Here is a 14461-nt window from a genome sequence, read left to right on the forward strand (position 1 = left end):
AAGCTGCAAATGAGCACAACCTCCCCCCTCTCCCCCATTCTGGAGCTGACCGGGATCGTCAAGACCTTCCCCGGTGTGCGTGCCCTCGACGAAGCGGGTCTGCGGGTCTATCCGGGCCAGGTGATGGCCCTGCTCGGTGAAAATGGCGCCGGCAAATCCACCCTGATGAAGGTGCTGACCGGTATCTATCAGGCCGATACGGGCAGCGTCAGCTACCGCGGTCAGTCGGTCCACTTCAAGGGCCCCCGCGACTCTCAGGATCAGGGGATCAGCATCATCCACCAGGAGCTGAACCTGCTGCCGGAGCTGTCGATTGCCGCCAACATCTTCCTCGGTCGCGAACCGCGCACCCGTTTTGGCAGCATCGACCACCAACAACTGCGCGAGCGGGCAAGCGGCCTGCTGGCGCGACTTGGTGTCAAGCATGGGCCGGATACCCGACTCGGGGATCTCTCCATCGGCGAACAGCAGATGGTAGAGATCGCCAAGGCGCTGTCGTTCGATGCCAGCGTCATCATCATGGATGAACCCACCGATGCGCTGACCGATACCGAGACCGAGCAGCTGTTCAAGGTTATCCGTGAGCTGCGCGAACAAGGCTGCGGCATCGTCTATATCTCACACCGCCTCAAAGAGATCTTCGAGATCTGCGATCGGGTCACTGTGCTGCGCGATGGCAAGTGGATTGGCGAGAAGGCGGTGAGCGATCTGGATGAAGACAAGATCATCGAGATGATGGTGGGCCGCCGGCTGGAAGAGCAGTATCCGCGTCTTGAGCGCGAGCTTGGCCCCGTCAGCCTGCAGGTGAAAGATCTGGCCGGTCCCGGCGTGCGCGGGGTGAGTTTCTCCCTGCGTCAGGGGGAAATTCTGGGCTTTAGCGGCCTGATGGGCTCCGGCCGTACCGAACTGATGAAGCTGATCTACGGCGCCAGCCCCATCAGCGCCGGTGAAGTGGCAGTGGACGGTCATGCTCTGGTGCCCAAAAGCCCGGCTGATGGGCTGGCCGCAGGCATCGCCTATATCTCTGAAGATCGCAAGGGCGATGGGCTGGTGCTGGAGCTGTCGGTGCGCGAAAACATGAGTCTGTGCGCCCTCGACGAGTTCATCAGCAACGGCAAGATCGATGGCAAGGCCGAACGGCAGGCGGTGAGCGACTATGTGCGCCTGTTCAACATCAAGACCCCGAGTCAGGATCAGCTGATAAAACTGCTCTCCGGCGGCAACCAGCAGAAGGTGGCCATAGCCAAGGGGCTGCTGACCCGGCCCAAGGTGCTGATCCTCGACGAGCCGACCCGCGGCGTCGACGTGGGGGCGAAGAAGGAGATCTATCAGCTGATCAACCAGTTCAAGAAGGAGGGGATGAGCATCATCCTGGTCTCCTCCGAGATGCCGGAAGTGCTCGGCATGAGTGATCGCATCATGGTGATGCACGAAGGGCGCATCAGCGCAGAGTTCAACACCCGCGATGCCAATCAGGAGAAGCTGATGGCGGCGGCAGTCGGTAAACAGTGGCAAGCAGAGCAAGAGGCATCCCAATGACAACCCAAACCCTTTCCCGCCGTGGCGTCATGAGCAAGGCGTGGTGGATCGAGAACAAATCCCTGGTCGCGCTGCTGGTCCTGATTGGTGTGGTCTCCTTTCTGAGCCCCAACTTCTTCACCGCCGACAACCTGCTCAACATCCTGCGCCAGACCTCGGTCAACGCCATCATGGCGGTCGGCATGACGCTGGTTATCCTTACCGCCGGTATCGATCTGTCAGTCGGCTCGGTACTGGCCCTGTGCGGTGCGCTGGCGGCCACCATGGTCGCCATGGAGCTGCCGATCTGGCTGGTGGTGCCCCTCACTCTGGGTGCCGGTGCCCTGCTGGGCGGCGTCAGCGGCCTCATCATTGCCAAGGGCAAGGTGCAGGCATTTATCGCTACCCTGGTCACCATGACTGCCCTGCGCGGTATCACCATGGTCTATACCGAGGGGCGTCCCATCTCCACCGGTTTCAGTGACGGCGCCGATCACTTTGCCTGGCTCGGTACCGGTTACCTGTTCGGTCTGCCGGTGCCCATCTGGCTGATGGCCATCGTCTTCCTGCTCGCCTGGTTCATGCTCAACCATACCCGCCTCGGTCGCTATATCTACGCGCTGGGCGGCAACGAGTCCGCCACCCGCCTCTCCGGTATCAATGTGGATCGGGTGAAGCTGGCGGTGTATGGTCTGTGCGGCGCGCTCTCGGCGCTGGCAGGGCTTATCGTTACCTCTCGCCTCTCCTCTGCCCAGCCGACAGCGGGCATGGGTTACGAGCTGGATGCCATCGCCGCCGTGGTGCTGGGTGGTACCAGCCTGATGGGCGGCAAGGGCCGCATCATGGGGACCCTGATCGGTGCCTTGATCATCGGCTTCCTGAACAACGCCCTCAACCTGCTCGACGTATCCTCCTATTACCAGATGATCGCCAAGGCCAGCGTGATCTTGCTTGCCGTGATGATCGATAACAAAAGCAATCGTTGATAAGACAAGCCACACACAAGGAATGAAATGATGAAAAAGCTCAATACCCTGCTCGCTGCCGCCATCATGTCCGTGCTGGGCACCGCCCATGCCGCCGATCAAACCCTGGCCATGGTGGTCTCCACCCTCAACAACCCCTTCTTCGTCACCATGAAAGAGGGTGCCGAAGCCAAAGCCAAAGAGCTTGGCTACGAGCTGGTGGTACTGGACTCCCAGAATGACCCGGCCAAAGAGCTCTCCAACATGGAAGATCTCACCGTGCGCAAAGTCGGCGCCATCCTGATCAACCCCACCGACTCCGAAGCGGTCGGCAACGCCATTCGTCTGGCCAATCGCGCCAACATCCCGGTACTGACTCTGGACCGCGGTGCTGCGCAGGGTGAGGTCAAGGCCCATATCGCCTCCGACAACGTGGCAGGCGGCAAGCTGGCCGGTGACTTCATCACCGAAAAACTGGGTACCGGCGCCAAGGTCATTCAGCTGGAAGGGATTGCCGGTACCTCCGCCGCCCGCGACCGTGGTGAAGGCTTTGCCCTGGCCGTGGCAGCCAACAAGCTGCAGGTGCTGGCTTCCCAGCCTGCCGACTTTGACCGCACCAAGGGTCTGAACGTCATGGAAAACCTGCTGGCGGCCCACCCGACCGTTCAAGCAGTCTTTGCCCAGAACGACGAGATGGCGCTGGGTGCCATCCGCGCCGTGCAGGCTGCCGGTAAAGAGGTGATGATCGTCGGCTTCGACGGTACTGACGATGGCAAAGCCGCCGTTGCCAAGGGTAAACTGGCCGCCACCGTGGCCCAGCAACCCGCCCTGATCGGTGCCATCGGCGTCGAGACTGCCGACAAGGTGCTGAAAGGTCAACCGGTAGAGAAATCCATTCCGGTACCGCTGCAAGTGGTCAGCAAGTAAGTTCTCGAGGGGAGGTTCGCCTCCCCTTTTCCCTCTCGTTCAGGTGCCTCCCGGCTTGAGCTCACTCCATCACAGTGTTCAAGCCAAGATGCATCAGGAGTAGTCAACATGAATCGTCTCGTCGTTCTGGGCAGTGTCAATGCAGACCATGTGCTGCGCGTTCCCCACTTTCCTCGCCCTGGTGAAACCCTGACCGGCCACAGCTATCAGGTTGTCCCGGGTGGCAAGGGGGCCAATCAGGCGGTTGCTGCCGCCCGCCTTGGCGCCCCCGTCTCCTTTATCGCCCGCATCGGTGATGACGCCATCGGCCACCAGATGAAGAGCGGCTTTGCCAAAGATGGCATCGACGTCAGCGCCGTCGAACTCGATCCCAAGCTCCCGACCGGCATCGCCATCATTTATGTGAGCGATGAGGGGGAGAACAGCATCGGCATCTCCGCCGAGGCGAACGGTGCCATCACCCCTGCCGTGGTGAAAAACCACGAAGCAATGCTCGCCGACGCCCACACCCTGCTGTTGCAGCTGGAAGTGCCGCTCGAGAGCGTCCATGAAGCTGCACGGCTGGCTCGCGCCCACGGCACCCGGGTGGTGCTCAACCCCGCCCCTGCCCGTCCGCTCTCGAGCGAGCTGCTGGCACTGGTCGACCTTATCACCCCCAACCAGACCGAAGCGGAGCTGTTGACCGGCGTCAAAGTCACCGACGAAGCGAGTGCCCGCGAGGCGGCCGCCCGCTTCCACCAGATGGGCATTGCGGACGTGATGATCACCCTGGGGTCGCAGGGGGTCTATTGCAGCAACGCCCAGCAGCAACAGCTGATACCGGGCTTTCGGGTCAAGGCGGTGGATACCACAGCCGCAGGCGATACCTTCAACGGCGCCCTGCTGGCGGCGGAACTGGCGGGTGCCGATTTCCACAGCGCGGTGCGCTTTGCCCACGGGGCGGCGGCACTCTCCGTCACCCGGTTCGGCGCCCAGAGCTCCATCCCGAGCAAGCAGGAGGTCGACACCTTCCTGCTTGAGCAGACTGCACAGGGGCACTGATGGCCAATATCAAGGAGGTGGCGGCGAGGGCCCAGGTCTCCACCACCACCGTATCCCACGTCATTAACGAGACCCGTTTCGTGGCCGAGGAGACCCGCGAACGGGTCTTTGCGGCCATGCGCGAGCTCAACTATGCCCCGAGTCTGGTGGCCCGCAGCCTTAAGGTGAAGGAGACCAACAGTATCGGCATGCTGGTCACTACCTCCAGCAACCCCTTCTTTGCCGAGGTGGTGCGCGGGGTGGAGCGTTACTGCTTCGAGCAGGGCTACAACCTGATGCTGGGCAACACCGAAGGTCAGGCGGAAACCGCTCTCTCCTACCTCAAGATGATGCTGCGCAAGCGGGTCGATGGCCTGCTCATCATGTGTAGCGAAGGACAGCAAGAGGTGTTCAATCAGCTCGACTGGCTCAAGAGCCTGCCGGTGGTGGTGATGGATTGGGGGCTGGTCAGTGAGGATGTGGATCTGATCGCCGACAACTCCTTCCACGGCGGTTATCTCGCAACCCGCCATCTGATTGAGCGGGGCCATACCGCCATCGGCTGCATCACAGGCCCCCATAGCCGCGCCCCCGCCAACCAGCGCCAAGCTGGCTTTGAACAGGCGTTGCAGGAGGCGGGTCTCATCGTCAATCAGGAGTGGATCCAGGAGGGTGATTTTGACTGCGCCAGCGGCCATCAGGCGATGACTCGTCTGCTGGCATTGCCCGAGCGCCCCACCGCCCTCTTCGTCTGCAACGACATGATGGCGATGGGAGCCATCAGTGCCGCCCATCAGGCGGGGCTGGTGATCCCGCGGGATATCTCCATCGTCGGCTATGACAATGTGGCGCTGGCCGAATTTATGTCGCCGCCACTCACCACCGTCAACCAGCCCAAAGAGGAGCTGGGGCGCCTCGCCGTCACCCGCCTGCTGGCGCGGATCAACGGCGAAGCGGTGGAGAATCACCTGATCACCGTCGACCCGGACCTGGTGATCAGGCAATCCTGCGCCCCTCGCACCTGACGTTCAGGGGCAATAAATGAAACAAGGCGACCTCGAGGTCGCCTTGTTTCATTTTGTCTCTTGCCAGTGCAATACCGCTTTTTGCCCTCAGGCCAGCGACCGGGTCTCCCTGACCGCCAGCACTTGCAGTGGCACCAGCCCCAATCGTCTGGCCAGCGGTTGCAGCAACTCGCCATCTTCATCACCCTGCGGCAGCCAGTAGCGGACTGGCCAGCCGGCAGCCAGCTGCGCCGAGGTGGTGCTGCCAATCTCTCTGAGCGCCAGAGTGCAACCCTGCTGCCGCAATCCCGCCAGCAAGGCACCATCCGGCTGCAGCGTCGGTACCAGCAACACTAGCGGCGTACGGGAAGCCTCCGGCAAATAGGCCAGTAGATGGGTCTGCTGGGCCTGATTGTCGAGCGGGACCAGCAGTGCCCGACCATCGGCATACTGCGCCTCGTGCGCTTGCAGCACACGGGCCAACACGGGCCCCAGCACCCCGCACTCCTGCAGCCAGCGCATATGGCATGGGACTCCCTGCTCACGCCACTCAAGCGCCAATTGCCACATCTCGTTGCCCTGTCCGTCCGTCAGCTCCTGCAATGCCGCTTGCAGCGGTGCAGGCTCGCGCCCCGCCAGCCACTCTCGCAGCTGATGAAGCTGCTGCTGACTCAACTGCAACTGCTGCAGCATGGCTGGCTCAAACCAGCTGATCGCCCCCTCCTGGCTACGCTTGGCCTGGTTGAGGGCCAGGATGGCCTGATCCAGCAGCCGGGCGGCATCCTGTTGCTGCGCCTTGGCGACCCCGAGCCGACAGGCCAGATCGAAGCTGCACTCCCGGGTCACGAACTCGAAATGGAGCAGATCCACCAGCTCATGAATGGCGGTTTCCAGCGCATCATTCGCCTTGGTCAGCACCACGGCAAATTCGTCACCGCCGAGCCGGTAAGCGTGGCTACCATGGGCCTGCTGCAGCTTGTTGGCCACCATCTGCAACAGCCGATCACCGACCTGATAACCCAGCAGATCATTGACCTGCTTGAAGCGCTTGAGATCGAGCACCACCAGGGCGCTCACATCATCGGCATGCAGAGCGCGAGAGAGCTGCTCCTGCAGGGCACGGCGGTTGCCAAGCTGGGTCAGGGGATCGAGCAGGGCAAGCCGACGGTTCGCCAGATTGGCGCGAATAAGGGCAGCGACCAGAGCGCCGCCAGTCAGCAACAGGATCAGTTGCCATATCTGCAGCCAGAACAGGCTGTTGCGGATCTGGCTGACCGAATGCTCCCGCTCCTGGCCGGAGAGGATCTGATCCCCTATCTGTTCGATGAGACGGGTCTGGTTGGCGATCGCCTCCTGCAAGCGGGCAAGCTCAGCCCCCTCGCGCAGCGCACCGGCCTCCATCTGGGGTTCCAGCTGCTTGATCTGCTCGAACAGGGTGGCCAGCACTTTGCCGAGCCCGTGCCGCTGGCGCATCTCGGCGGTTTCACTGCTGATGAGGAAGATGTCGAGCCGGTTCCACAGCAGATCGTAATCGAGGCTCAGGGTCTCCATCGACTGTCTGCCAGCCCGATAGAGCTGCAGGTCGTAGAGGAAACGCTGGGATTCGAGCATCACCTGGCTGATGTTCCAGTGGACATTGCGGTAGAAGGTATCGACCAGCTGCTCCTGCCGATACTGCAGATAGAGGCTGCTGCCCGACGAGAGCAGAAACAGCAGCGATACCGCAACCAACAGCAGATTTTGGCGGGATAGCCCCATCAATCGACGATCTCGATGCGGGTCACCTGCCACACCATGCAGTTGTGAATGGCAGGGACGTCCAGCTTGGGATAGGTGGTGAACGGGATGAGCAGCCAAAGCGGCCCCTTGTTGCGCCGGGTCAGCGGTTTGCCGTCCTCCTGACGCACCAGGGTCAGCGGCACGCCGTCGAACAGTGCCAGATCCACCACCTGCTGATAACCGTTGAGGGCCGATACGGCGATCTTGCTAGCATCCGGGATCCCTTGCGCCGCCAGTACGGCTGACAGGGTCGGCCCGCGATAGTGATGGGCGCCCTGGGTCCAGGGAGTAGTGGTGGTGAATTCGGTCTGTGGCAAGGCGGAGAGGGCCGCCTCATCGAGGGTCACCTGCTGGCCATCTGGCAGTACCATGGTCATCAGGGGGATGGAGGCCGATGCACTGGCACTGGCCAGCATCAGGAGAAAAAAAGCGATCCATTGCTTGACTGCGGTCATGGTAATTTGCGCCAACTGCGTCCCATTTTTTAAATGGTTGCCAGTGTGGCGATTTCACCGAACCATTGCAACTGTCCCGTCGCACAGTAGCTCAGGGACCGCGCATCTCCATCCAGTTGTGCCCCTCGACTTGCCTCGGTTGATGAATGCCGCACGCCTCCAGCAACTCATCGACATAGGCGGGCACCAGCAGGGAGGCTGGGCCATAGCGCTTTTCGTCAAACTGGCTACCTACCTCGCTCGGTTCGAGATTGAGCTCGATGGTGTGTGCCCCGTTGAGGCCCGCCTCATGGACAAACCCGGCGGCCGGATAGACGGCGCCAGAGGTGCCGATGGAGATAAAGAGATCGCACTGGGCAAGCGCGCTGTAGATGCGATCCAGCCCGAGCGGCATCTCACCAAACCAGACCACGTGGGGGCGCATCGGCTGGGGGAACTGGCAGCAGGAGCAGAGCTCGTCCTGATGGAGATCCCCGCGCCACTCGATCACCTGACCGGACTCGGGGCAGCGGACCTTGAGCAGCTCCCCATGCATATGGATAAGGTTCTTGCTGCCAGCGCTCTCGTGCAGATTGTCGATGTTCTGGGTGACCAGAGTCACCGAACCGGGCAGCAGTCGCTCGAGGCGGGCCAGCGCATAGTGGGCCGGATTGGGGTGAACCTGGGGCTGTTGCAGCTGTTTGCGGCGGGAGTTGTAAAAGCGCAGCACCAGTTCGGGATCCCGGGCATACCCCTCGGGGGTCGCCACATCCTCGACCTTGTGCTCTTCCCACAAACCGTCGCAGGCACGAAAAGTCTTGATGCCGGATTCGGCAGAGATCCCCGCGCCGGTCAGGATCACGATATGTTTGTATGACTGCGCCATAAGCTGCTCCGTCTATCCCCGCACAATAAATGTGACCTTAGCACAGGGAAAAAAGTGTCACTATTCGCCCTTGGTCTTAAGCGGCACCGCTGGCGGCACGGGCAAGCAGGCATCCAGTACCGACAGATCCAGCCTGACAAAGACCATCTCCCGCCCGGTCACCAGGGTCAGCGGCAAACCAAGGCGCTTGAGCAGGGTCAGCATCGGGCGGTTCTGGGCCAGCACTTCCGCCGTCCACTCCCGGATCCCGTCCGCCCTGGCCAGCAGTGCCAGCGCCAGCAGAATGCGCCTCCCCGCGCCCTTGTGCTGGAAGTGATCCGCCACGATGCAGGAGAACTCTGCCCGATCGGGATGAAGGCGGCGGCGGATTGATTGCGCCTGAGCCAGCGGCTCACCAGCCAGATCGGTCAGCAACAGCGAAATCTGTTGTTCAGGATGGTAATTGAGAAATTGGGCTACCTGTTCCGGTGGCGGCGTCCGTTTCGGGCGCATAAAGCGCAGATAGATGCTCTCTTCACTCAATGCATCGTAAGCGGCCAGCATGCGGGCAGGCGCCACCCCATGCAGCTCGCGCAGCAGGCAAGGCACCCCGGAGACCTGCATCGCCAGTGGCAGCGCAGCTCGGGAAACCGGATGGGGCCAGCCCTCCAGTCCTTTGCCAAGGCGCTCCCGGTGCATGGGCCAGCAGAGGTAGCGCGGCATGGCTTACCAGCGCCCCGTCATACCGCGCTCTCGCCACACCTCGACGTCGAGCAGGTTGTAAGGATCATCCAGATAGACGGCGATCCCCAGCTCCCGAACCCTGGCCATAAAGCGTCCCAGCAGGGAGTCACCGGTCAAGGACTCCATCTCCGGCAAGATCCCCTGCCCCAGCAGCAAGGCTTGCAGCGGCAAACGCTCCAGCAGATCGAATGGCAGATGCTGGCTGTTATCGAGCAGCAGCGCCAGCTTGCTCCCCGCCAGACTGGCTTGCAGCACCAGCGCAAAGCGATCGGCATTGCCGAGCAGGTGGTCACGACGGTGGATCAGTAGGGTCAGTTCGGCTGGGGTACGCGACTGCTCCGTCAGCCAATCCTTGAGCGCCTCCCAGCGGCTGGGTAAACCCGTTACCGCCAGCCAGACCGGATGAGGGGTCGCGGGACTGGAGAGCAGCCCAAGCTGACCCTGGACCTCCCCCTGCCACCGGCGGATGGAGCGGCGCTGGCCGCTCAAGCGCTGCTGACGCAGCGGGCCCAGATAGAGTCGACGCAGCAACCTGAGCAGCTCGTCGCAATCAAGCGGCTTGGCCAGCGCCGCCAGAATATTGAAACCGGCATCGTGCAGCAGGCGGCGGGCACCGTCGATCAGCGTCTGCTCATGGGCCGAAAGCAGCACGATGGGCAGCCCGGCCTCCTGCAACTGGGGCTGGTTCATCAGCAGACTGATGGCATCTTGCTCCACCAGACTGAGATCGCAGACCAGCAGGCTGATGTCGCCCGCCGACAATGCCGCAAGGCAGGCCGATTCATCCTGTACCCACTGACAGGAGAGCCCCAACCCGGCGATGGTCTGTTGCAGTTGCATCCCCTGAAACGGGTGATCCTCGAGCAGCAACACCTTGTTAGCGGCCAGCCAGTTGCACCAGTTACGGTAACTGGCGGCAAGCCCCCCCAGCCAATCCTCGCCGATAGCGTAAATTCCCTCATGCTGCTGCAACTGGGGGAAGTAGTCCGCCTGCTGATGAGCGGCAGGGTCGTAAAGGGCAATGGCACCTGCTGCAAACAACCCTTCCCACTGCCAGCAGGCATCCGGTCGGGTACGGTGCAGCGTGACATAGGAGGGCAATGTCATGGTGCTGGCCAACTCATGGGCGGTGCTATCGAGGGCATAGAGCACAATGGGGCAAAATCCTGCCGCCTCATGCTCTTCCGAATCGAGCAACGCCAGTAATTCTTCATCAGTGATGATCATCTTGAGCCCTCTTTGAAAACTGCTGGCTGAACTCATCCAGTGCCCGGTTCAATCTGGCTTGCAGCATCGGATGGGGCGCCTGTTGCCACTCTTCAATGACTGCCACCAACGCAGTCGCCCCTACCATTCTGGCGGCCCCCTTCAACTTGTGTAAAGCAGCATTCACGCCAACTTCATCTTCTTCTGTGCTGCAGCGCTCAAGTTCGGCCAAATCATCACAGGTAGCCTTGAGATAAAGGGCGGCCAGTTCATCGGTCAGCAGCGAGGCAACCGGTGTCGGGGCGACAACATTGCTCCCCTCTTTGGCAATATGGCGCAGCAAGGTCGCCAGCTCCTTGAGGGCGACCGGCTTGTCCAGATGGCCATCGCAACCGCAGGATTGCAGTTCCCTTGCCGCCTGATCACTGAGATCTGCGGTGATCACATAGACCGGCAGACGGGCCCAACGGGCGGATTGGCGCAATTGCCTGCACAGCTCGGCTCCGTTCATCACCGGCATCTGCAGATCGGTCAGCACAAAATCCACCTCCTGCTGCGCCAGCATCTCCAGCGCCAGCTGCCCGTTGGCGGCAGTGATAACGCTGGCACCCAGTTGGCCCAGTTGCAGGCTGATCAGCTCGCGATTGACATCGTGATCTTCAACCAGCAGTACCCGCATGCCGAGCCCGGGCTGGGTGCCTGCGACCGGTTGATCCGGGGTCAGCCGTGGCTGCAGCAGGGTGATGATGGTCCCGGGCACCCAGGACTCCCCTTGCCAGGCCCAATAGTAGAGCCCCTTCTCGTCCACCTCCGCTTGCAGCGTATCAACGGCGTTGCTGACGGTGGCGATCCCCAATCGACTGAGCCAGGGCGACAGTGCTTGCGTCTCATCGTGGGGTAAAGAGAGTGCCAGCTGCCGCACATTGGGCTGCCAGTCCGGCGCCTGCTGCACCCGCTTCAGGGGCAACTCGCAATAGAAGCGGCTACCGCCTCCGACGCGTCCCTCGACATCGATAAGCCCCCCCATCTGCTCGATCAACTGCTTGCAGATCGCCAGACCAAGACCTGTGCCCGGCGCCCGCAGTTGCCCTTCAACGGCAAACTGCTCGAACGGCATAAAGAGCGTGGTGCGCATCTTGGCGGTGATCCCCGGCCCCTGATCATCCACACCGAAGCGCAAGGTCGATGCGACCACCTCGGCCCAGAGCACCACTTCCCCACGCAGGCTGAACTTGATGGCATTGGAGAGCAGGTTGTGGAGCACTTGCCGTACCCGGTGAGGGTCGAGGGTCTGCAGGGCTGGCAGAGCCGGATCCAACTTAAGGCGCAGTTGCAGCCCCTTGGCCCGCGCCTTGGTCCAGTGCACTGCCGCCACGTGCTCGCACAGCTCGGCAAAATCGGTGGGCTGGGGCGAGAGGGAGAGTTTGCTGTTCTCGTTGCGGCTAAAGTCGAGCACATCGTTGAGCAGGCCGAGCAGCTCATCTCCCGCCTGACGCACCCGCGCCAGCGCAGAGTCTTGCTCTTTCGACAAAGGAGTGCTGGCCAGCCACTCCAGCAAGCCGAGCATGGCGTTCATCGGCGTGCGGATCTCGTGGCTGATGGCGGCTAGAAAACGCCCCTTGGCCAGAACTGCCTGTTGCGCCTGCTCATGGGAGTGCTGCAGTGCCTGATCCTGCTCGACCCTGGCAGTGGCATCCTGCATCACCGCATAAATTCGCCAACCCTGTGTTTGACTGCGGCCACGGCCATAGAGCTGCAACCAGCGCACACCCTTGGTCGGATGGTGATAGCGCATGGTGAACGCGAAGGGTTTGCCAGCCTGCAACATGGCGAACATCTCACGGCTTACCCGGCGGCGATCCTCACGCTCCAGCATAATGAGCACCCGTTTGGGCTCACGACGGATCTGCTGACTCGCCAGCCCCAGCAGCTCGTAACAACCCCGGCTGATAAACTCGATCCCCCCTACCCGTCCCCGCTCGAACATAAACTGCAGCACCACACCGGGAACGGTATTGGTCAGGGCGCGCAGGCGGCGCTCTGCCTGACGCAGGAAACGGGCCTGCTCACGCAGCACACTGATATCCGACAGGGCGATAAGATCGGTGGCAGGTGCCTGCTTGTCCAGTCGCAGCGGATGTTGGGCATAGGCGAAGACCTGATCCCCCAGCACCAACTCCCCTTCACTCTTCTGAGGCTGCACCGGCGGCAGCATCAACTGCTGCGAATAGCGCAGGGCCAGACGTCGCCCCTGTTTATTGGATTTGATCACCTTGCCCTGGCTATTGCGCAGATAGACGGGCACCGGCAACGCCTGAAACATGGTTTCCCGCAGCTCGCTCTCGATGGCCAGCGCCTTCTCGGCGGCGTGACGCTGGGCCACCTCCCGTGCCAGTTGCTGGCGGGAACGCCAGATCCCGCCGATGACAATGCTGCTGATCAGCAGTGCCATGGCGATGGAGCCAAACCAGGCGGCGTAGCTCACGCCGGGCTGCTGCACGACGAGCAAGCGGCGCCAGCGCTGGTTAAGTTCGTCGATCTGGGTGCTGGTCAGTGCCATCAGGTTGCGATCCATCACCCCGGCCAGTTCGGTCTGACTCTTGTTGATGGCAAAGCCAAGACTGAAGCGATCTTCCAGCTCCTCGATATCGAGCCCTTCCAGCAAGTTGGTACGCTGGGGATATTGCAGCTGATATAGCTCGCTCAGCATGGCGTCAGCCTTGCCCTGTTTGATCGCGGCAAGCCCCTGCTCGAGGCCATCGGTGCGAACCCACTCCTGATCACCGAGCAGGGCGAGCAAGGAGGGATCGTAGAGGGACTCCGGCACCAGCATACGCTGCCGCTTGAGTTGGGTGATGCGATCGGCAGCCAGCTTGCGCTTGCTGATCAAGGCAAACCGGTTGGTGGAGATCGTCCGACTGAAAATGAACTGATCCGTCAATGCCGGGGATTCCGGCAAGCCGGCCATCATATCCGCCTCACCACGGCGCAGCTTTTCTACGGCCTCAGCCTTGCTGGCGGCAGGCACCAGCTTGTATTTCAGGCCGGTCTCCTGGGTGACCCAGCGCAGCACATCCGCGCTCCACCCTTTCGCCTCCCCCAGATCATTGACGCCGCTATAGGGCATCAACTCGGGATTGACCACCAGGCGAATGGTACGACCGCGGCCGGATAACCAGGCCTGCTCGGTATCGCTGAAGTGGGGTTGGTTGACGTAAAGCGACCCCTGATCGAGATAGCGAGCCAGATCGGTATAGATAGTACCGGCCGGCATATGACGGATCAGGGTGTCCACCAGATTGGCCAACTCAGGCTGATCACGCATCATCAGGCGATAGCTGATGATCCGATCCTCACCAAACAGGCGGCGCAGACGCAAACCATCGGCCGGAAACTCGCGCATCAGATAGCGCAGTTGCAGATAGTCCCCCAGATAGGCATCACCCTTGCCACTCTGCAGCGCGTCGTAGACCTTCTCTCCGCTTTTTAGGGAAATAATGCGTGCCTGGGGATAGAGCTCGTGCAGCAGGCGGGCAGAGTCTGCCACCGAGTAGACCAGAAAGCGGGCCTGTTTGAGATTTTCTCCCTTGTAGAGGATGGCTGCATCGGTCTCCATCATCGGACGACTTAACCGCATGCCCTCCACGGCCTTCTTGCGGGTTCCGACATAGGGAATGATGTCGCAGTCACCCTCTGCGAGCCCGTTGCGCAATGTCTGCCAATCGGGCAACTCTTTGAGCACCAGCGGAATCGGGAACAGCTCCTGCAACCGGGCGAGACGATCCTTGAGCAGTCCCCCCTCGGCCATCAGGTATGGTGGAGGAAGCGTCGCAGGATAGCAGAGCGAAAGCTGACTCAGTGAATTTACATAAGCCTGGGTCGCCGGCGCCAACGGCAGCACTGTGGTCTGCAAAGGCTTGGCGTGCAATGGCAGTGCCAGTACGGCACCCAGAAGAAAAACGGGGAATTTGGTCATCTGAAAACAAAAGCCAGGCATCT

The 14461-nt window shown here is 61.6% G+C and carries 11 protein-coding genes; 5 read left to right on the forward strand and 6 right to left on the reverse strand.

What is annotated here, in order from left to right:
- Positions 1 to 9: 9 nt before the first annotated feature.
- The 5 genes from rbsA to AB5Y85_RS05935 all read left to right on the forward strand — a co-directional run bounded on the left by rbsA (position 10) and on the right by AB5Y85_RS05935 (position 5455).
- Complete coding sequence (rbsA, locus tag AB5Y85_RS05915) at positions 10 to 1539, forward strand: ribose ABC transporter ATP-binding protein RbsA (protein ID WP_257686965.1); 1530 nt, start codon at positions 10 to 12, stop codon at positions 1537 to 1539.
- Entirely contained in the window at positions 1536 to 2504 is a 969-nt protein-coding gene (gene rbsC / locus AB5Y85_RS05920; protein WP_005336670.1) for a ribose ABC transporter permease, read from the forward strand. The genes rbsA and rbsC overlap by 4 nt, the downstream gene beginning before the upstream one ends.
- 30 nt (positions 2505 to 2534) lie before the next feature.
- Positions 2535 to 3410, forward strand: coding sequence for a ribose ABC transporter substrate-binding protein RbsB (gene rbsB / locus AB5Y85_RS05925; RefSeq protein ID WP_005351947.1), 876 nt, complete (start codon positions 2535 to 2537; stop codon positions 3408 to 3410).
- A 108-nt stretch (positions 3411 to 3518) separates the two neighbouring features.
- A complete protein-coding gene (gene rbsK, locus AB5Y85_RS05930; RefSeq protein WP_257686966.1) occupies positions 3519 to 4451 on the forward strand; it encodes a ribokinase in 933 nt (310 codons plus the stop codon).
- The gene (locus AB5Y85_RS05935; protein WP_257686967.1) at positions 4451 to 5455 is read left to right on the forward strand and encodes a substrate-binding domain-containing protein; all 1005 of its coding nucleotides are present in this window, start codon (positions 4451 to 4453) and stop codon (positions 5453 to 5455) included. The genes rbsK and AB5Y85_RS05935 overlap by 1 nt, the downstream gene beginning before the upstream one ends.
- An 87-nt stretch (positions 5456 to 5542) precedes the next feature.
- Here AB5Y85_RS05935 and AB5Y85_RS05940 read toward each other — a convergent pair whose 3' ends face one another.
- The 6 genes from AB5Y85_RS05940 to AB5Y85_RS05965 form a co-directional block, all read right to left on the reverse strand.
- Positions 5543 to 7192, reverse strand: a complete 1650-nt coding sequence (locus tag AB5Y85_RS05940) for a diguanylate cyclase (protein WP_257686968.1) — start codon at positions 7190 to 7192, stop codon at positions 5543 to 5545.
- Positions 7192 to 7668, reverse strand: coding sequence for a hypothetical protein (locus AB5Y85_RS05945; protein ID WP_257686969.1), 477 nt, complete (start codon positions 7666 to 7668; stop codon positions 7192 to 7194). The genes AB5Y85_RS05940 and AB5Y85_RS05945 overlap by 1 nt, the downstream gene beginning before the upstream one ends.
- Positions 7669 to 7759: 91 nt before the next feature.
- Entirely contained in the window at positions 7760 to 8533 is a 774-nt protein-coding gene (cobB, locus tag AB5Y85_RS05950; protein WP_257686970.1) for a Sir2 family NAD+-dependent deacetylase, read from the reverse strand.
- 60 nt (positions 8534 to 8593) lie between these two features.
- Positions 8594 to 9235, reverse strand: coding sequence for a GNAT family N-acetyltransferase (locus AB5Y85_RS05955; RefSeq protein WP_257686971.1), 642 nt, complete (start codon positions 9233 to 9235; stop codon positions 8594 to 8596).
- A 3-nt stretch (positions 9236 to 9238) separates the two neighbouring features.
- Entirely contained in the window at positions 9239 to 10483 is a 1245-nt protein-coding gene (locus AB5Y85_RS05960; RefSeq protein ID WP_069527574.1) for a response regulator, read from the reverse strand.
- Complete coding sequence (locus AB5Y85_RS05965; protein WP_257686972.1) at positions 10470 to 14459, reverse strand: transporter substrate-binding domain-containing protein; 3990 nt, start codon at positions 14457 to 14459, stop codon at positions 10470 to 10472. The genes AB5Y85_RS05960 and AB5Y85_RS05965 overlap by 14 nt, the downstream gene beginning before the upstream one ends.
- Between the last annotated feature and the right edge of the window lie 2 nt (positions 14460 to 14461).

Origin of the sequence: Aeromonas sp. R3-1 (assembly GCF_040908345.1) — a bacterium.
GTDB lineage: Bacteria > Pseudomonadota > Gammaproteobacteria > Enterobacterales > Aeromonadaceae > Aeromonas > Aeromonas veronii.

Coding starts and splice junctions, on each gene's coding strand:
- rbsA (WP_257686965.1), top strand. CDS start 10: ATGAGCACAACCTCCCCCCTCTCCCCCATTCTGGAGCTGACCGGGATC.
- rbsC (WP_005336670.1), top strand. CDS start 1,536: ATGACAACCCAAACCCTTTCCCGCCGTGGCGTCATGAGCAAGGCGTGG.
- rbsB (WP_005351947.1), top strand. CDS start 2,535: ATGAAAAAGCTCAATACCCTGCTCGCTGCCGCCATCATGTCCGTGCTG.
- rbsK (WP_257686966.1), top strand. CDS start 3,519: ATGAATCGTCTCGTCGTTCTGGGCAGTGTCAATGCAGACCATGTGCTG.
- AB5Y85_RS05935 (WP_257686967.1), top strand. CDS start 4,451: ATGGCCAATATCAAGGAGGTGGCGGCGAGGGCCCAGGTCTCCACCACC.
- AB5Y85_RS05940 (WP_257686968.1), bottom strand. CDS start 7,192: ATGGGGCTATCCCGCCAAAATCTGCTGTTGGTTGCGGTATCGCTGCTG.
- AB5Y85_RS05945 (WP_257686969.1), bottom strand. CDS start 7,668: ATGACCGCAGTCAAGCAATGGATCGCTTTTTTTCTCCTGATGCTGGCC.
- cobB (WP_257686970.1), bottom strand. CDS start 8,533: ATGGCGCAGTCATACAAACATATCGTGATCCTGACCGGCGCGGGGATC.
- AB5Y85_RS05955 (WP_257686971.1), bottom strand. CDS start 9,235: ATGCCGCGCTACCTCTGCTGGCCCATGCACCGGGAGCGCCTTGGCAAA.
- AB5Y85_RS05960 (WP_069527574.1), bottom strand. CDS start 10,483: ATGATCATCACTGATGAAGAATTACTGGCGTTGCTCGATTCGGAAGAG.
- AB5Y85_RS05965 (WP_257686972.1), bottom strand. CDS start 14,459: ATGCCTGGCTTTTGTTTTCAGATGACCAAATTCCCCGTTTTTCTTCTG.